Below are 18,019 nucleotides of genomic sequence, written 5' to 3' on the forward strand. Positions count from 1 at the left end.
GGAATTGTTTATGAGTGTAGAGGTTTTGCAAGCCGCGGATTTTTTTGTTATCCGGGCACCTAGATCAAGTTTGTCTCAACTACGAAAAATACCAACAGAGCCTACGGCCTTAGTCGATTTTCTCGCCAGTTGGTTAGCAAACCCAGCAGTACAAGAAGCCTTATATCTTGCAAGTCCTTCATTGATGGAACGATTGCCTAATTGGCAACTGCAACCACACAGTAAAGCGGCAATTAAAATAACTAACTCCTTATTGAAATATTTTATTCGGTTTAGCTCTAGAGCGACGCCATTTGGGTTATTTGCAGGCGTAGCCTTGGGGCAAGTAGCAAATGAAACGCGCTTACAGTGTGATAGCATGCTGCGAGATAAGCGCCATACCCGCTTTGACATAGCCTATTTAACTGCAATTCGAGCCCAGTTAAGTGAACCAAATGAGGCCGAGAAGTGGCCGGTATTGTGCTATCAAGCAAATCCGACGTTGCAACAACAGAGCGATGGTCTGCATTATATTGAACCGTATTTTTCAGATACTGAGCAAAAATATCGTTTAAGTACCTTGGTATCAGATGAATATTTGCTTGCTATGCTGCAACTGGCGAAGAAGGAAGGGAGCTTTGCTTCGTTACAAGGTGGATTTCAACAACTCTATCCTACGGCGAATACTGCAAGCATACAGGATTATATTAAGCAGTTACTTACTGCCGGTGTGCTGCAAGTCAAATTACCACTAACATTAACTTCTGGCTCCCCAGATCAAACTTTTATTACGGCGTTACAAAGTATGGGCGCTACAGACAGTGCTGATATATTGCAACGAGCTCTCACTCAGTTAAACAGCATGGATAAACAACCTGTTAACCCGCTTAAGCAATATCAAGAAATTTATCATAGCTTGCAAACACTGCCGTATCCTGTAAGCGAGAATCGCCTATTACAGACTGATATTTTGCGCTCATTTTCACAGTGCCAATTAGCACAAGCAGAAGTATCTGCCCTGATGCCTGCATTATTGGCATTATTAGCGATACGAAAACCTTATAAAACACCACTTAATGACTTTAGCCAAAAATTTGAAGCAAGATTTGGTAGCCAGTATGTGCCACTGTTGACCTTATTAGATGACGAAGTTGGTATTTCATTCTCCAGCGATATTGGCTACCACACTTCCTTGTTAGCGGGGTTAAATATCACCAATCGTCACCCCCCCACACAAGATGTTATCGAACCATTGCAACAGACGATTATCGCTGCTCTAAGTGATGTATCCCCAAGCGAAACTGTGCTGAAATTAACAAGTGATTCGTTATTGTCTAAACATGAAAGTGCGACATTAATGGCTAAGTTACCCGCTTCCTTCGCGATTAATTTGTCAGCGTATCAACAAGAGGATGGCCGAGTTATTTACTATTATCATGGTTGCTATGGTCCTTCTGCAGCGAATTTACTCGGACGTTTCTGTCATTTATCAACAGATATGCTGCAACAGGTCAAACAACATTTATCTCAAGAAGAAGCGCATTCTCCAGAAGTCCTTTTTGCAGAAGTACTACATATGCCCGAGGGGCGTCCAGGCAATGTCATCGCTAGACCGACATTAAGAGCCTATGAGATTGTTTTTCTTGCTGACAGTCACTTAGCAAATGAGTGGCAAATCCCAATCAGCGATCTATTGGTCTATCAAGAAAATAACGTGTTATGTTTATGGTCACAGCGACTACAAAAAAGAATAATTCCCCGTTTATCCTCTGCCCATAATTTCAGTGATCGTAGTTTAGGGATTTATCGGTTTTTATGCTCACTTCAACATCAAAACTTACAAATGCCTCACTTCTCCTTACCTGATAGCCTGCATAAAGCAAAACGAGTTCCAAGGATCATGTTAGATAATCTGGTCCTGCAAGAGGCCCACAGCAATATTCCAGTCGCACAATTGAAACGCTTGTGGCAAGAAGGCCAGTTTGTTGAATCCGATTGGCAACAACTGCAGAAAGAATATGGTTTAGAGCGTTATATGAGCTATGCCATAGCCGACCATGTGTTACTGATCGATCTGCAAAATAATATGATGTTCCAAATGTTGTTGGCAGAGGTAAATCATAAAAGCCACATTAGGTTGAATGAAGTGCTCGCGATGAAATACCAACCTTTGCTGCAAGGGCCAGATGGCCCTTATCAACATGAAATAATTGTACCGCTGTCAAATAGTGCAGCAATCCCATACTTAGCACCACTCATAGCGCCATTGACGAGCTCAACCAATGACAAGTGTAGGCAGTTCACGCCTGGCTCAGAATGGCTCAGTGTCAAATTGTATGCAGGGCAAAGTAGTGTGGAGCAACTGTTACTAAAGCAATTGGCACCATGGCTAACACAGATGCAGCAAGATGGTGTGCTCAAGCATTGGTTCTTTATACGCTATGGCGATCCTGATTGGCATCTACGGCTACGATGTTTTGGCGAGCCGGAACGATTATATGGGGAGTTACTACCCGCACTAAATCGCTTATTAGCGCCATCTCTAGCCAGTGCAGGCTTACATCGAATTGAGTTGTTCACTTACATGCAGGAGACAGAACGTTACGGTGGTGAGCATATGATGCCTTTGGCTGAGCACTTTTTCTGTTTGGACAGCCAGTTTGTGTTGCATGCAATATTATTCAGTCAACAAGATGACAGCTTGAGGTGGCGCTTAGCTATTTTAGCGATAGATTTAATTTTAACTCAATTCGATTATTTACCCACCGAGAAATTTACACTGATCGATAATTTGCGGGCAGGTTTTGCACAAGAATTTAAAGAAGACTTAGAGTTACGCCAGCAGATGGGCGATAAATATCGACACTATCAATCACAATTACAACAAGATAGCCAATTATTGGATCGGCAGAACCAAACTATTGAGCCATTTAAACAACAAATTCAGCAGAGTTTACAGCAGTTTTCATCTTCGATTACACCATGTTGTCAGGCAATGTTGGCATTATTTGAGTCCCAACAGGCACAAGGCAGTCGCGATAATTTATTAGGCTCGTTATTACATATGTTTACTAACCGTTTATTCAAGGCTTATGGTCGAGAGCAAGAGTTTGTCGTTTATGACATGTTACGCCGTATCTATCTAAGCAAACGCGCACAACCAGTACGAGGTTTATCGCAATGAGCGATTTATTTCGAAAAGAAGTTGTTGTACAGCAACAGCAAAGATTACAAGGGGAAGTAAGTTTAACCCAGCCAGTTAGTTTTATTGGTTTCACAGTATTGATTAGCACGCTTTTTTTATGTGCATTACTATTTTTGTATTTTAGCGAGTATCAACGCAAAGAACATGTGCAAGGTTCTATCGAGCCAGCCATGATGGCGATTCGTTTGCCCACACCTAAATCAGTCAACGCAGGGCATCTTTTAGTACAAGTTGGCGAGCAAGTGCAGCAGAATCAACCTTTAGTACAACCGCTGAACCTCCCAAATACGATGGGAAAATCATTTTTACTAAAAGCTCCTTTTACAGGAACGGTTACCGAAGTTTTATTGCCGTCTGGAGAGGATATCGGCCCATCAAAACCCTCAATATCGTTATTACCGCAACCAGAAACCTTATTCGCAATTGTATATATACCCTCAAGAGTTATAGGACAACTCACATTGGGGCAGGAGCTACAAATGCGCATAGAGGCACTTCCCTATCAACATTTTAGTGTGCAAACAGCCACTCTAGTTGAGATAGGAAGTCAGCCTATAACCATAAATGAATCGCAACCCTTATCGGAGCCGAGTTATAGAGCCGTTTTAGCATTGACGGAAGACGCAAAAAAATTGCCACTGAGAGCAGGTATGGGATTAGAGGTTAATATTAGCTTCGCGCCACGCAGACTATTGGAGTGGTTGTTTACACCAAATGTTGATGATAAGGGTCAAAACTAATGGCAACACTGCAAGAGAAGCTTAGAACTTGGTCTGCTGGCCGCCGCTTACCCATGATCGTTCAAACTGAGGCCGCAGAATGCGGCTTAGCCTGTGTAGCTATGGTGGCCAGCATGCATGGCTATCAAACTGATTTAAATAGCTTAAGACAACGTTTTTCGCTATCGCTAGAAGGCTGTACCTTACTGGATCTGATGCATATTGCAGAGCAGTTGCAACTCAGTAGCCGCCCACTGAAAATTGAATTAGAAGAATTATCCGACTTAGCTACGCCATGTATCTTGCACTGGGATCTCAATCACTTTGTGGTACTAAAGTCAGTGAACACTCAACACTGTATTATTCATGACCCAGCTTTAGGAGTGCGGCGAATATCCCTAACAGAAGTGTCAAAATCATTTACTGGTATCGCTTTAGAATTGACACCGACAGCTACATTTACTGCAGAACAAGCTAAACAATCACTAACATTCTCATCCTTTTTTTCTAAGATCACTGGTTTAAAGCAATCGTTAGGGTTGTTACTCAGTTTGTCCGTTTTTTTACAGCTGTTTATTTTAGCCTCACCTTATTACATTCAACTCGTGGTAGACGCCGTTATTATCAATAATGATGGTCAGTTGTTATTAGTGTTGGCATTAGGCTTTGCCTTGTTACTATTATTTGATGTTGCCACCAATGCTTTACGCAGCTTAGTGCTACTGAATTTCAGCAGCCAACTTAGTGTGCAGCTAGCCAGTAACCTCTTCCATCACTTAGTGCGGCTACCATTGGCCTATTTTGAAAAACGTCATATGGGGGATCTGGTATCACGATTTGGTTCTTTAAGGCAATTACGGGAACTGCTGACTACCGGCATTATTGAAGCCATCATTGATGGTTTTATGGCGCTAGGAGTTCTATGCATGATCTTCTTTTACAGCCCGTTATTGTCTCTCGTCGTGCTAGTGGCAGTGCTAGCATATTGCGCCTTGAGATTAGCGTTATATCGGTCCTTACGCTTAGCCTCAGAGCAGCAAATTCTAGCTTTAGCAGGTGAACAATCTAACTTTATGGAAACGATCCGAGCAATTCAAACGGTTAAGCTATTTGGTTTTGAAAGTCAGCGAGAAGCGATTTGGCAAAATCACTATGTTAAAGCAACGAACAGGACCATTACGCTCGGGAAATATGAAATTTCGTATCAAATAATGAACAAATTGCTATTTGGTACAGAAAATATTGTAGTGATCTATCTTGCTGCAGAATTAGTAATGGCGGGCAGTTTTACCACAGGAATGTTATTTGCGTTTATTGCCTATAAAGCCCAATTTATGGCGCGTATGAGCAAGTTGATCGAAAAGTTAATTGAATATCGCATGCTGAGTTTACATTTTGAACGGATTGCAGATATTGCCCTAACAGCCAAAGAGCAAACTTATCCACCACAACCAATGCTGCATAAAGTGGCCGGAAATATCTGTCTACAACAGGTTAGTTTTAGTTATAGCTCCGTCGCTGAGCCAGTGCTATACAATTTAGCATTACAAATAAACGCCGGTGAGTCGGTTGCAATTATAGGTCCATCCGGTTGTGGTAAGAGTACCTTAATGAAACTGTTATTAGGGCTATTAACACCAACCGAAGGTGAGATTTTAATCGATGACATACCGTTGGTGAAATTAGGATTAGCTCAATATCGCCAGCAAGTCGCAGCTGTAATGCAAGAAGACCGATTACTCGGTGGGACAATAGAAGATAATATTACTTTTTTTTCGGAAAAGATTGACGTCGAAAAGCTCACTCGTTGTGCACAAATGGCAGCAATACACCAAGATATTTGTCAGATGCCAATGGGCTATAAAAGTTTAATAGGCGATATGGGCTCAGCACTATCCTGTGGGCAAAAACAACGGTTAATTTTGGCGAGAGCGCTGTATCGGGAACCGAAGATTTTATTTATGGATGAAGCAACAAGTCACTTAGACATTGTCACTGAGTCTGTTGTTAATCAAGCGATGAAAAAATTGAATATCACCCGAGTGGTAATCGCCCATCGGCCCGAAACCATTAAAGCTGCAGATAGAGTCATCGATTTAACACAACTTCTACAGCGACCAGCAATTAACAAAGTAAGTTAAATAAAATCAAAATATTGCACCGATGAAATGAATTGTTTATGCACTCTATCGACTTAAGCGTGTCAGAAGGCTACTTTTATAGTAATACCCGTGATTCAGAAAATAACTTGGTCAATTCGATAGTTGAGTTACTTATGACATAACTGACAAGAATAGACCAAACCCAAGATAAGCAAGCACCTAAAAGCTTGTTATTATCAGATAGAGATTCACTCTTCTACGTTAATCACATGAATGAGAGCAATGTATAGATGGGATTAAGACAAATTGCAGACGTAAAAAAGCCAGCTTATTCAGCTGGCTTGGTTACATCTCAATGAGATAATTAGGCGCTTGGCGATGACCTACTCTCACATGGGGAGACCCCACACTACCATCGGCGCGTTTGCGTTTCACTTCTGAGTTCGGGATGGGATCAGGTGGTTCCACAAGGCTATTGTCACCAAGCAAATTCTGTTTATTACCGTGTCNCTCATGTGATTGCTGCAAGCATCAGCAGGGGTACGTTTACTCAGGTTCTATTTATAGTAAAAATAGGCCAGACTCAATCTGTCCTTGGTGCATTGCCGATGGTGGTGCAGCTAAAATGTTCGGAATTGAGTTTGTCTCTTTGATGCCGGCAATTATCGATCCTAGCAATCCACAAGAGATAGAATGTAGCGAAAGTGCTTTCGATGAATTGCTTCACCGAACTCCTGGGTTTTCAAGTTATCAAGAAATTGAATGGCCAAATCATTGTGGTGATTTCTGTGAATATCATGGAATAAGCACAGTGAAAGATATAAAGAATATTTCTGCTGAGCAAAAAGAACGATTGTTCCAAACTAGCTATTTAGACAAGCGTGAGCTTACAGATATACAGAGAGGTAAAGACGACGACGAATTGCACTATTTTTTAAGGTTTTCCTGTCGTAATTGTGGCGAATCCTTGTTTCAATTTGATCCAGATTAAAAATATAACAATTCGCGTCATTTGCAGCCTTCGGCTGCTGGGACGCCGCTACGCGGCGCCCATGCGCTCAACGTTATAGGTCAATCATGAAGAAGTGTATTTTTACTCTGTTAGTTATTTCTCTATTTGGTTGCGCTACAAATAAAGAGTCTTTGTCTAGCGACGCTCATGTATTTAACCTAAATGGTAAAAATATGAGCGTCTCTGAAGGTTTGCTTTCAGAGGTTCGTGAGAAATGGAAAGGTAATGGGAGTCGTATTGTTACAAGCAGCCTGCTAAACGAAGCTGATGTGCAATGGTCTCTAGACTACATCGCTCTAATGGAGGCCATTAACAGTAAAGAGTGCAATTCACTTCAAGTACTCCAAACTAGAAAATATGATCCTATCAAAGACATTGACTCAACAGGGGCCAATATAGAGCCGGGGTTATTCGACTATGTTTGGGTGGTTCAAGTCTGTGATGCTCAAAGAAATTATCGGTTAGTAAATCGAAAAGGAGATAAGTCATTTACACTTTATCCACTAAACCTATAACAAGTTTATCAACGAACGCCACTTCGTGGCTGGACAGCCTAAAGCGTGGCTTCGCCACAGGCTGCCCGTTATAAAGGCGTTATATGCCACAGGGAGATTAGGCTTGTCGATTAAACTTCTAACTGAACGTTACCAACTTACTATCCTTGCGCCGTTTCATTTAAGCGTTAATGGCGAAAAATATGTCATTGATGCCTTAATTGAAGGTTATGGTGCACGTAAAGGCATGCTAATCGTTAAAAATGCGAATACTATTAAAGACGTAAGAGAAGATATTGTAGCTTTGGGATACGGATATTCTTGTTTTGATATTAATGCCAATGATGTAGCTGAAAGCTTTCAAGAAGTGCTAGATGACTGGGGTAAAAGTGGCATATAACAAGTTGCCTAAATTCGCCGCAAAAAGCGCGGCGGGGACAAATACTCACTGGGCTTCGCCCAACAACGTTCGCATTTGCCCCTTGGCAAAGCGTTAATGGTCAAAAGCAATGATCTCTGAATCACAATACTGGAAAAATGACCTACAGAAGAACGTCGAATTCTTCCACAACAAGCTGCATCAGACGACTTGGAGGGAAGCTTCCTTTGCTGCTTTAGAAAAAAGAGTAATGCTGTCTTGCTATATCGTTAGGAAGCTGGCAGAAGCTAATAAGATTACAAAAGAGATTTTCGAATGCCAAGTGAAGTTGTATTCCTATAAAAATAAAGGGAAAACTGTAGATCTGCTAAATTGGCATCGAGTAGGCGATTTATACGAAGTTGAGCAGCCACAAGAAATAACAAAACCGTTCTCATATGTTATTAATCAAATAATACATAGCTATACGTTTTTATTCGCTTTCAAGTCAAAAGATAATATCGAAGGCATTCTATTCAACTCGGATCGCAGCAAGAAGAAGGAACTATATATGCTAAAAATCGCTGATTTTATCGAATTACTATCTCCAATAGCACAGTGCTACATCGGGAGAACAATCATGCAAAGAAACAGTGATGGCGAAATGGTCGTGGTTCATAGTGAGTAAACCATTAACAAGGCCAAGCACATCGCCCGCAAAAAAACGCGGGCTGGACCTCGCTATCGCTCGGCCCGTGTTGGCGGCGTTACCTATAGAAATCTTTATCCGAAACAGACGCGTTAGAGTTAAGGCTTTAACACGGAAATGTCTCAAAACTGTGTTGCGTATGTCTTTTAAATCTACAGGTTACGCTAAAGCCAAAACGGTGAGCCGTGGTGATTTGCGAGACGACCGTCCGCCCCATGGACGGGGCGGTCGAGCATCCAAGGATGGACTGGCTGCGAGTCGACGAGCAAATGGCATGGCAAACCTATAAGTCGGGGCGGTCGAGCGGCTTGGACAACATCCGTGTTTAATTGCCAGTTCGCCATCCATGGCTCTCGTTCATAAGCTTAGAAACCCTAGGTTTCTATTCACAATGTCGTCGAGCAAATACCATGGATCGACCTTCAATAGGGGCCTGCATTTAATAACTAAGCAATAAGTCATTTAGTGATATTAGCCTTTCTATATTTAACGCTCCTCTGTCCAACTCTTGTTAAACGAACATTACATATGCAAACTATAGCGGCATCTTATTGTTCTAATTTGTCAGCTTAGGTTTTTATGTCACTATAGGTTTTTTGCTGCGACGTTAGCATGTAAAGCAAGATGAGCTTTTAACGCCTTGAATCGCTGGTAAAGAAGGCTATCGAGGCTGTTATTCTTGGTAAAACCCGTTAGCGTCTGTATCGACAGCTTTTTACCTGTGAGATTGGGCATCAGTGACTCAAGGATGATCCTATGAATAAGCGTATCGTGATTTGTGCCGATGGGACTTGGAATCGGCCGGAGAAAGATCTTAAGGTCGATTTCCCCACCAATGTGCTGCGCCTTGCGCGTGCTATCAGCCCGATAGCGGCAGATGGTAAACCCCAGCAGGTATTTTATGATTGGGGCGTGGGTTCCTATTACGATCAAACCATCGGTGGTGCGACAGGGCGCGGTTTACATAAAAACATCATGGATGGGTATCGCTATATAGTGCAAAACTATTCCCCTGGCGATGAGATTTATCTCTTTGGTTTTAGCCGCGGTGCTTACACTGTGCGTTGCTTGTGTGGTTTGATTAATAACTGCGGCATACTTAAACGCCCCGATGCGGCGTTGATTCAACAAGCTTTCGACCACTATAAAAAAAGCAGTGCGCCCTTTGCGCCTGATGGTGAAAAATCCCTCGAATTTAGAGCGAGATACAGTCATGAATCTCGGGAAATCAAGTTTGTTGGTGTGTGGGATACCGTGGGTGCTATGGGGATCCCTATTTCATTTTTAGGCTTGTTCGAAGATAAAGACGAGTTTTACGACACTAAAATTGGCCGCAATGTGCGCGTTGCCCGTCATGCGTTAGCCATAGATGAACATCGCAGTGATTTTGAGCCGACCATTTGGCAACTGCGTGACAATATGGACATGCAGCAAGTGTGGTTTGCGGGCGCCCATAGCAATATTGGCGGCAGTTATAAACCCGATAAAGACGGTTCATTGTTGTCGGATATTGCACTGTTGTGGATGATATCCGAGGCGCAGAAATTTAATTTAAGCCTAGAGCCACACTTAGCCGCGAGTGTGCATCCAAATCCGCTCGCGACCTTACATAACTCGAGACGCAGTTTTTATCGGATAAAACAGGAATATTTGCGACCACTCGACCCTGAGCAAGTCCCAGTACTTTTGCATCATTCGGTGAAGGCCCGCTGGGATCAAGATCCTCAGTATCGCCCGAAGAATCTACAAACTTATATCGAACACTATGGCTGGCCAGAGCAGCTAGTTTAACTCTATAACCCTAAGTGACCTGAAGAGACTACGCCTGCATCTTCAGGCGGTTTGGGGATAAATACTAAGGCATATCATGATTAAGCGACACTTAGCTGGACTCGTTTTTGGGCTCAGTCTGTTTCTCCCTCATAGCGTATTGGCGCAGCCCGCTAAACGCATTATTGCGCTCTCGCCCCATGCGGTGGAAATGCTTTACGCCATAGGCGCGGGCGATACGATTGTGGCCGCAACCGATTATGCGGATTATCCCGAGGCGGCAAAAAATATCCCGCGTATTGGCGGTTACTACGGCATTCAAATGGAGCGGGTGATGGAGCTTAATCCCGATCTGATTGTGGTGTGGGATTCGGGTAATAAAGCCGAAGATATCAACCAGCTTAGGACGTTAGGATTTAACCTTTATGGTAGCGATCCTAAAACCTTAGAAGGCGTCGCCAAGGAGCTTGAAGAGTTAGGCCAACTTACGGGGCATGTTGAAGAAGCAAGCAAGGCTGCAGCCGCTTATCGCGCTGAGCTTATCCGATTACGGGTTGAAAATGCTAAAAAATCAGAACCTAAGGTATTTTATCAACTCTGGTCGACCCCCTTGATGACAGTCTCTAAAAACAGTTGGATCCAACAGATCATCAGTGTGTGCCATGGACAAAATGTGTTTTACGATGCCGCCAGTGATTATCCGCAAGTCAGTTTAGAAAACGTCTTGCTGACCTTGCCCGAAGTGATTTTACAGAGTGAAGAAGAAGGTAATGTGAAAGGGGTTGATTGGCGCCAATGGCCAGAAATTCCTGCCGTGAAGAAACAGCATATTTATCAACTCAATGCCGATTTATTACACCGCGCGACGCCCAGAGCTTTACTTGGCGTTCAAGCCTTATGTGATGCCTTGGATAAAGCACGTTAAATAAAACGCCTGACAGATTATTCCGTCAGGCGTTTAGTCAGATGTTGCTATTTTCTAAGCGTTTAGAAAGGCGCGTTGATGTCGACCACATTAATCAGCTTGTGGTTTACAAACTCTTTCAATCCTAAATCAATCAACTCGCGGCCATAACCTGAGCGGCGTACGCCACCAAAGGGTAAGTCGGCCTTGACCATAGTTGGATGATTGACAAACATCATGCCTGTGGAAACCTGCTTAGCGACCGCCAGCCCGCGCTGGGTATCGGCGGTAAACACTGAGCCACCCAATCCAAAGGGCGAGTCATTGGCGATGGCAATTGCCGCTTGCTCATCTTTCACCCTGTGGATACTGGACACTGGGCCGAAGAATTCCCAATAGTAGGCTGGGTTATCTGGCGTCAGGTTTGTCAGTATTGTTGGCTGCACAAAGGCGCCTTGCTTCGGCACTTTTGGCCCCACTTCGGTCGCGGTTGCGCCGTGTTTTACGGCATCACGGATCTTCTGCTTCAACTCATCGGCAGCACCTTGGGAAGAGAGCGGCGCTAGCGTAGTGGCCGAGTCCATAGGATCGCCTGCTTTTAGCGCTTCAATCCCCTTGATATAGCCCTTCATAAATTCATCGTAAATGGCTTCAACTAAGATCATCCGCTTAGATGATGTGCAGACCTGTCCCGCGTTCCAGTGACGGCCAAACACAGCCCAGTCGATGGTTTTAGGCAGATCGGCATCTTCAAGTACGATAAAGGCATCTGCGCCACCCAGTTCTAGGGTGGACTTTTTCAGTGCCTTACCCGCCAGAGCGGCAATGATCGATCCCGCATCTTCTGATCCCGTGAGCGCAACACCATGCACTTTGGGCGAATTGATGATCTGTTCTATCTGCTCTCGGGTGGCATACAGATTTTGGAATGCACCTGAGGGCAGTCCGGCATCGCGCATTAAGCCTTCAAAGGCCGCAGCGCACTGGGGCACGTTGGATGCATGTTTGAGTAGTAAGGTATTTCCGGCTGCAAGCTGCGGCGCTAAGATGCGCGCAATTTGGTAGTAGGGAAAGTTCCAAGGTTCGATAGCCAATAATACGCCCAGCGGCTCATTAACCAGTATCGCTTCACCTTCGGCGGGATCGGCAACCGGCAGTTTTTGCGGTGCCAGCAGTCGCTCGGCATGTTCGGCGTAGTATTCGAAAATTTGCGCCGACAGTTCGACTTCAGCTTCGGCTTCTGCTGTGACCTTGCCCATTTCTAAGGTCAGTAGATTGGCGTATTTGGACTTGTTGTCTCTGAGGATCTTTGCTGCCTTAGACAGTATTGCGGCCTTGTCGGCAAAGGGAGTGGTTCGCCAGCTTAAAAATGCCTGATGGGCGGATTCTATCGCCTGTGTGACTTCGGTATCTGTTGCATTTGGAAATTCTTTAATGAGCTTTCCCGTAAAGGGATTGGTTGTTGCATAAGCCATATGTGCCTCCAAGCGTTTAACAAATAGAGCGTAAATGCCAGCTTTGGCATCGAGGGTGGAAATGTCTTGTTTGTTGTGGACTTCCTTGCCATTGATTATGTGGCAAGGAAGCCTAGTATGAACGGTAAACTCGTGTGGTAGTAGGAACTATCTCAGTAGTATTAATCAATTAAATCAAATTGATAGATGGTTTCCATCTACGGCGTACACGTCATATTGTTACGGTTAACAAGCTTCAGCTGTTTTATAGCGTTCAGCCATGGCATTGGCGGCTATCATGGCTTGATAGACGTCATCTGCGGTTAATTTCATCGGCATATTGCCCATAGTATCGCCCTCAGCACAGGCTATCTCAGCCACTTTGTGCCACTCGGCCTCGATAAAGGTTTTCAGCCCTAAATCTGCGAGTGTGAGCGGTAGTCTCGCCGTTTTGATAATGCGGATAACATTATCGATTTCGGCTTTTGGGGCATTTTCGAGCACGAGCTGAGTTAGTAGCCCAAAGACGACTTTCTCGCCGTGCTGAGCTTTATGTAAGTCTGCTACCGCTGACATACCATTGTTTACGGCATGGGCGGCGGCTAACCCACCTGCTTCTGCACCAACACCACTGAGATAGATGGTGGCTTCAATGGTTTGCTCTAGCGCAGGTGTGACTATGTTGTTTTTAACCGCGTCCATAGCAGCTTCAACATTTTCAGTCAGTAACTGATAACAAAGTTGGGCCAATCCCAGCCCTGTGCGGGAAGGCTTTTTCAGGACTAGGTTGACGCCATCCGATTGATAGCAGGCACGAGCTTCAAAATAGGTTGCCAGTGCATCGCCTATGCCTGCCGCAAAAAATCGGGCTGGAGCCGCGGCGATAATAGCAGTGTCGGCAACGACAGCATCTGGGTTCTGTGGCAGAAACAGATAGCGTTCAAACTCACCTGTTTCGGAGTAGATCACTGCAAGTGCAGTACAAGGCGCATCGGTTGAGGCAATTGTGGGGTACAAGATGACTGGCTTTTTTTGATAGAAGGCGACGGCTTTGGCGGCATCTAAGGTTTTTCCACCGCCAACTCCAACAATAACGTTGGTATGATGCTGTTCTGCCAGCGCGCCTAAGCGCTTTATCTCGGCTTCGCTGCACTCATAGTTGAATTTTTCGAGGTGGCTGCTGATCCCATTTTGATCTAGCCCAGCGACCGCTTCATTCTTCACGCGGCTGAGGATAAATTCATCGCAGATGATAAAAGCATTGTCACCAAAGTCCTTAACATAATCATGCATTTGAGCTAATAGGCCCTTGCCGATAATGAATTTTTTAGGGGAAGTGACGGTACGTGGAACGACAGTGCTCATAGAGCCTCCTTTGCACTTATGACGGTTATCCTTTCATTCTTACCCTAGCATACGCCTAAATTAATGTCATAGCATGAATGGTGGTAATGTTTTTATTGCTAAGCGTAAATTACTACTTTAGTGCTTAATTGTTAGATTAATAGTGTGGTTTATTGTTTTATTATTCGAGTTAAATGCTTTGGTTTCTCCCTGATTTAAGGCAAGGGTAGGGCTCAGAGAGCGAGGCTATCTAAGCGGGCGAAGAGATGTCAGATCTCAAAAAAAGCTAACGGTGGATTGTGCGAATAGCGGTAAACGTCTGCTGTCTAAACACAGGATAGTCATTAATGTAATGGGATTTTATTACCTTAAACTCGTCCCAAGTCTTGCTCGGTGTTCATGCTTTATGTGATGCTCTGTACTGTCGTTCATTGGTGTCATAGCGAGTGAAATCGTCGGCTGAGATAAAAGACCAGTAATCAAGGAGTGAAGATGACACAGCAGAATGCGTTAGGACAATTGGTCAGTAAAGGTACGTTAATATTCTTTTGTGGCAAAATGGGCGCAGGTAAATCAACCTTATCGCGACAACTTGCAGAGGCCAAAAACTGTATTTTAATCTCGGAAGACGCATGGCTGGCGGCGCTATATCCCGATGAAATTAAAGATTTTGATACTTACTTGAGCTATTCCGCTCGCCTTAAGCCTTTGCTTAAAAAGCATGTGCAGGAACTGCTCTGTTCGGGTGTTTCTGTGGTCATGGACTTTCCCGCGAATACTATCAATCAGCGCCTGTGGTTTCGAAGCATTTTTACTGATTGCGCCGCCCATAAACTTATTTATCTTAATCACAGCGATGCGCTTTGTTTGAGTCAACTCGATAAACGCAGACAAAGCCACCCTGAGCGCGCTATGTTCGATACCGAGGCGATGTTCTGGCATGTGAGCGGTTATTTTCAGCCGCCGACTCTGGATGAAGGCTTTGAGCTTGAGGTGATAGAAAGATAAGTTCGTGAATAAAAACAATAGGAAATATCATGTACCAAGTGCTTGAAGGCGTTGTTTCTGCCAATGATTTTGTTCGCCTACGACAGATTTCAGGCTTAAGCCCTAGACCATTGGAGGGTGCCATTAAGGCCTTGCCAAGGAGTTTATACGGCGTGCAAATAAAGCTCGCTGAGCAGACTGTGGGTATGGGGCGTGTGGTTGGTGACGGCGCGCTCAACTTCGAAATTGTCGATATTGCAGTGGATCCTGAGCATCAAGGTAAGGGATTAGGGCGGCTTATTATGCAGCACATCATGGCTTATCTAGATCGTGAGGCTTTTGAGGGCGCGTATATTACCCTGATGGCGGATGTGCCTGAACTCTATGAAAAGTTTGGCTTTAAATTTAGTCGTCCCGCAAGTGAAGGCATGTATATGGTGAAATAACGCCGCTAACCAATACACTTGTAACTTAGGCACTTATAGCTGTAGAACTCAAACAGTAGAACTTAAAACAACAATCAAAGGAAGATTACCCCATGAATACCTTACTTATTTGCTTATTTGTCGCCATGTTATTGCCATATCTTGCGAAAGGTCCAGTGGCTTGGGCGATGGCAAAGGCGGGTGGTTACGATAATAATCATCCCCGTGCTCAGCAGGCGCAGCTCACTGGTTTTGGCGCTCGCGCTTTAGCGGGACATCAAAATGCCTTTGAATCATTGCTGGTGTTTGGCCTAGCCGTATTAGTGGTGATAGCTACCGGCAAAGTAAATCCCACCACTGAATGGCTGGCCATCGTCCATGTCGGCGCCCGTTTTGTGTATCACATCCTCTATCTTGCCAACAAAGGTACCTTAAGATCCCTCACATGGTTTGTTGCCATCTTCAGTGCTTTCGGGATTTTCTTTCAGGCTTTTTAAGCTTGGATATTAAAGGACCTGCGCCAGTTTTTTGATACTTTCCCGCAGATCATCAGGCGTATGAGCGGCATAGCCCAGTAAGATTGCTTGCCTTGAATAGGGCGCTTGGCAATATCGAGACAAAGGCTGTGCCCCCAAACGTATTTGGCGGCATTTGTTGATCACTTCCTCTTCGGTCAAGTCGCCCTTCAGCCAACACACGAGGTGAATACCTGAGTCTGAGGTTTGAACGGACAATTTGTCGGGCAGATAGTGCTCAATTGCTGCGATTAACGCCGTTTGGCGTGCTAAGCAGGCTTTTCGCACTCGGCGAACATGCCGCGCATAATGTCCTTCGGCGATAAACAGCGCTAATGTTGCTTGCTCTAGGTGAGCCGTGTGCGTATCGGCGTAATGCTTTGCTAGCTGGAAAGCCTGTATCAATTTAGGGGGCACCACCAAAAAGCCGAGTCGTAATTCGGGTAGCAGCATCTTGGAAAAGGTGCCAGCGTAGATCACTCTTTGATGTTTATCGAGCCCCTGTAATGCCTGTATCGGACGGGCGCTATAACGAAACTCACTGTTATAGTCATCTTCTAAAATCCATTTACTTTGCTCTGCGGCCCAATCGAGTAAGGCCAATCGTCGTGGCAGACTTAGTGTTCCGCCGAGGGGGAATTGGTGTGAGGGCGCGGTAAAAGCCAGTTTCACTGAGGGCCACCGCTGGATCGCATCGGCAATATTTGTGCCCTCATCATCAACACTCACAGGACGAACTTGCATATTTTGCGAGAGAAAAGCGCCTAAAGCCCCGTCATACCCAGGTTCATCAAGCCAGACTTCATCTCCCTGTTGGAGTAGTACCTGCGCTGTGAGGTTAATGGCCTGCTGAGTTCCATTGACTATGATGATCTGCTCAGGTGTGCAATTGAGGCCGCGGGTCGAACGCGCATAGTCACTTATCGCCTCACGCAGCGGCAAATACCCCGCGCTATGGTTTGATTTACCTAAGGTTTTACGCGATTGCCGCCAAACTCGGCCTAACAGCCGCCCCCAAAGTTGGTGCGGGAAAAGATCGACGCATCCGACGCCAATATTAAACATGCTATGGCTGTGGTCCGTATTCCCCTTCGCTTTCAGTCGCGCCATTTCTATTAACTGTGGATTAATTTCTAAATCGGAATCAAAGGCTTGAGCGCTTTCTCTGGCACGGTTTGGAATATCGATCAATTCATCGGGAATGGTATCTGACACATAAGTGCCCGATCCCGGTTTAGTCAGCAGATAGCCTTCATCAATCAGGCGCTCAAACCCTTGCAGTACTGAGTTACGTGAAATCTGCATAGTTTCCGACAAGGCTCTGCTGGATGGGAGCTTCATTCGCGGGTGTAAACGTCCATCAAGAATGGCCTCTCTAAACGCATGATAAAGCTGATCTTTGAGGATGCCATCTTTGAGTTGCAAGTGAGGGAAATTGGATTGAGGTTTTTTCATTTGCTAACTGGTACTGTAAAAAATACAAAAAGTGTACCTTATGCGGTACCACAATTGAATCTAGAATCTTGCTTCAGTAAAACTGAGACCATTTACTTAATTTCAAGGAGTGCGCTAATGTCCAGCCAATCACTAACAGTAACCATTGATATGGTTAAAGAAACGGACTATTCACTCTGGTTACCACACTGGCGTGATTACCAGACTTTTTACAAAGTGGCGTTATCAGAAGCGACCACCCAAGCCACGTGGCGCCGATTCTTCGATGACCAAGAACCTATTTATTGCGCCGTCGCAAGAGAGGGCCAAAACTTACTCGGTTTTGTGCACTATGTTTTTCATCGTTCTACTTGGGCCGAAACGGATTATTGTTATCTTGAAGACTTGTTTGTTGCCCCAACGGCAAGGGGGCAACATGTTGGAAAACAATTGATTGAGTATGTAAAGCAAGCGGCCATTGAACACAACTGCGCGCGCCTGTACTGGCATACACAGGAAACAAATTTAACCGCGCAAAAACTCTATAACTGGATTGGTGAAAAACCGGGAGTCATTGAGTACAGAATGCCACTGTAAGGAAGGGCCTT

General features: G+C 44.6%; 17 protein-coding genes and 1 rRNA gene. 14 read left to right on the plus strand and 4 right to left on the minus strand.

Going from position 1 to position 18,019, the window contains the following annotated elements:
• The first annotated feature begins 10 nt into the window (after positions 1–10).
• From HUB64_RS17010 to HUB64_RS17020, 3 genes are read left to right on the plus strand one after another with little or no spacing between them, the layout of a single operon-like run.
• Entirely contained in the window at positions 11–3,163 is a 3,153-nt protein-coding gene (locus HUB64_RS17010; RefSeq protein WP_173244186.1) for a lantibiotic dehydratase, read from the plus strand.
• A complete protein-coding gene (locus HUB64_RS17015) occupies positions 3,160–3,924 on the plus strand; it encodes an HlyD family efflux transporter periplasmic adaptor subunit (RefSeq protein ID WP_173244183.1) in 765 nt (254 codons plus the stop codon). The genes HUB64_RS17010 and HUB64_RS17015 overlap by 4 nt, the downstream gene beginning before the upstream one ends.
• Positions 3,924–6,044 (plus strand): peptidase domain-containing ABC transporter, encoded by a 2,121-nt coding sequence (locus tag HUB64_RS17020; RefSeq protein ID WP_254306306.1) that lies wholly within the window; start codon positions 3,924–3,926, stop codon positions 6,042–6,044. Before HUB64_RS17015 ends, HUB64_RS17020 begins: the two co-directional genes overlap by 1 nt.
• 331 nt (positions 6,045–6,375) lie before the next feature.
• On the opposite strand, the gene rrf is transcribed toward HUB64_RS17020, so the two are convergent.
• Positions 6,376–6,491, minus strand: a 5S ribosomal RNA gene (gene rrf, locus HUB64_RS17025).
• On the opposite strand from rrf, the gene HUB64_RS17030 reads away from it, so the two are divergent.
• The 7 genes from HUB64_RS17030 (at position 6,481) to HUB64_RS17060 (ending at position 11,273) form a co-directional block, all read left to right on the plus strand.
• Entirely contained in the window at positions 6,481–6,996 is a 516-nt protein-coding gene (locus HUB64_RS17030) for a CbrC family protein (RefSeq protein ID WP_173497459.1), read from the plus strand. The genes rrf and HUB64_RS17030 overlap by 11 nt on opposite strands.
• Before the next feature lie 86 nt (positions 6,997–7,082).
• The gene (locus tag HUB64_RS17035) at positions 7,083–7,532 is read left to right on the plus strand and encodes a hypothetical protein (RefSeq protein WP_028760222.1); all 450 of its coding nucleotides are present in this window, start codon (positions 7,083–7,085) and stop codon (positions 7,530–7,532) included.
• A gap of 103 nt (positions 7,533–7,635) precedes the next feature.
• Positions 7,636–7,911 (plus strand): hypothetical protein, encoded by a 276-nt coding sequence (locus HUB64_RS17040; RefSeq protein ID WP_028760233.1) that lies wholly within the window; start codon positions 7,636–7,638, stop codon positions 7,909–7,911.
• Between the two features lie 109 nt (positions 7,912–8,020).
• Entirely contained in the window at positions 8,021–8,557 is a 537-nt protein-coding gene (locus HUB64_RS17045) for a hypothetical protein (RefSeq protein WP_028759283.1), read from the plus strand.
• Positions 8,558–8,717: 160 nt separating this feature from the next.
• On the plus strand, positions 8,718–8,867 hold the full coding sequence (locus tag HUB64_RS17050) for a hypothetical protein (RefSeq protein ID WP_158497601.1): 150 nt from the start codon (positions 8,718–8,720) through the stop codon (positions 8,865–8,867).
• Positions 8,868–9,334: 467 nt separating this feature from the next.
• Positions 9,335–10,369 carry a DUF2235 domain-containing protein gene (locus tag HUB64_RS17055; protein ID WP_173497460.1) on the plus strand — a complete coding sequence of 345 codons (1,035 nt, stop codon included), beginning with the start codon at positions 9,335–9,337 and terminating at the stop codon, positions 10,367–10,369.
• Positions 10,370–10,445: 76 nt separating this feature from the next.
• Complete coding sequence (locus HUB64_RS17060; RefSeq protein WP_173243092.1) at positions 10,446–11,273, plus strand: cobalamin-binding protein; 828 nt, start codon at positions 10,446–10,448, stop codon at positions 11,271–11,273.
• A 62-nt stretch (positions 11,274–11,335) separates the two neighbouring features.
• Here HUB64_RS17060 and HUB64_RS17065 read toward each other — a convergent pair whose 3' ends face one another.
• Complete coding sequence (locus tag HUB64_RS17065; RefSeq protein ID WP_173497461.1) at positions 11,336–12,727, minus strand: NAD-dependent succinate-semialdehyde dehydrogenase; 1,392 nt, start codon at positions 12,725–12,727, stop codon at positions 11,336–11,338.
• A 225-nt stretch (positions 12,728–12,952) separates the two neighbouring features.
• Positions 12,953–14,071: a glycerol dehydrogenase gene (locus HUB64_RS17070; protein ID WP_173497462.1), complete on the minus strand. Its 1,119-nt coding sequence runs from the start codon at positions 14,069–14,071 to the stop codon at positions 12,953–12,955.
• A 471-nt stretch (positions 14,072–14,542) separates the two neighbouring features.
• Between HUB64_RS17070 and HUB64_RS17075 the strand changes: the two genes are divergently transcribed.
• From HUB64_RS17075 to HUB64_RS17085, 3 genes are all read left to right on the plus strand, one after another.
• A complete protein-coding gene (locus HUB64_RS17075) occupies positions 14,543–15,058 on the plus strand; it encodes an ATP-binding protein (RefSeq protein ID WP_173497463.1) in 516 nt (171 codons plus the stop codon).
• A 29-nt stretch (positions 15,059–15,087) separates the two neighbouring features.
• Entirely contained in the window at positions 15,088–15,483 is a 396-nt protein-coding gene (locus HUB64_RS17080) for a GNAT family N-acetyltransferase (RefSeq protein ID WP_028759277.1), read from the plus strand.
• A 92-nt stretch (positions 15,484–15,575) separates the two neighbouring features.
• Positions 15,576–15,959, plus strand: a complete 384-nt coding sequence (locus tag HUB64_RS17085; RefSeq protein ID WP_113941155.1) for an MAPEG family protein — start codon at positions 15,576–15,578, stop codon at positions 15,957–15,959.
• 9 nt (positions 15,960–15,968) lie between these two features.
• Here HUB64_RS17085 and HUB64_RS17090 read toward each other — a convergent pair whose 3' ends face one another.
• Positions 15,969–17,432, minus strand: coding sequence for a PLP-dependent aminotransferase family protein (locus HUB64_RS17090; RefSeq protein WP_173497464.1), 1,464 nt, complete (start codon positions 17,430–17,432; stop codon positions 15,969–15,971).
• Between the two features lie 117 nt (positions 17,433–17,549).
• Here HUB64_RS17090 and HUB64_RS17095 point away from each other — a divergent pair, with 117 nt between their 5' ends.
• Complete coding sequence (locus HUB64_RS17095) at positions 17,550–18,008, plus strand: GNAT family N-acetyltransferase (protein ID WP_028759274.1); 459 nt, start codon at positions 17,550–17,552, stop codon at positions 18,006–18,008.
• Positions 18,009–18,019 lie beyond the last annotated feature (11 nt).

The sequence above is a fragment of the Shewanella sp. ISTPL2 genome (assembly GCF_013283205.1).
Lineage (GTDB): Bacteria > Pseudomonadota > Gammaproteobacteria > Enterobacterales > Shewanellaceae > Shewanella > Shewanella oncorhynchi.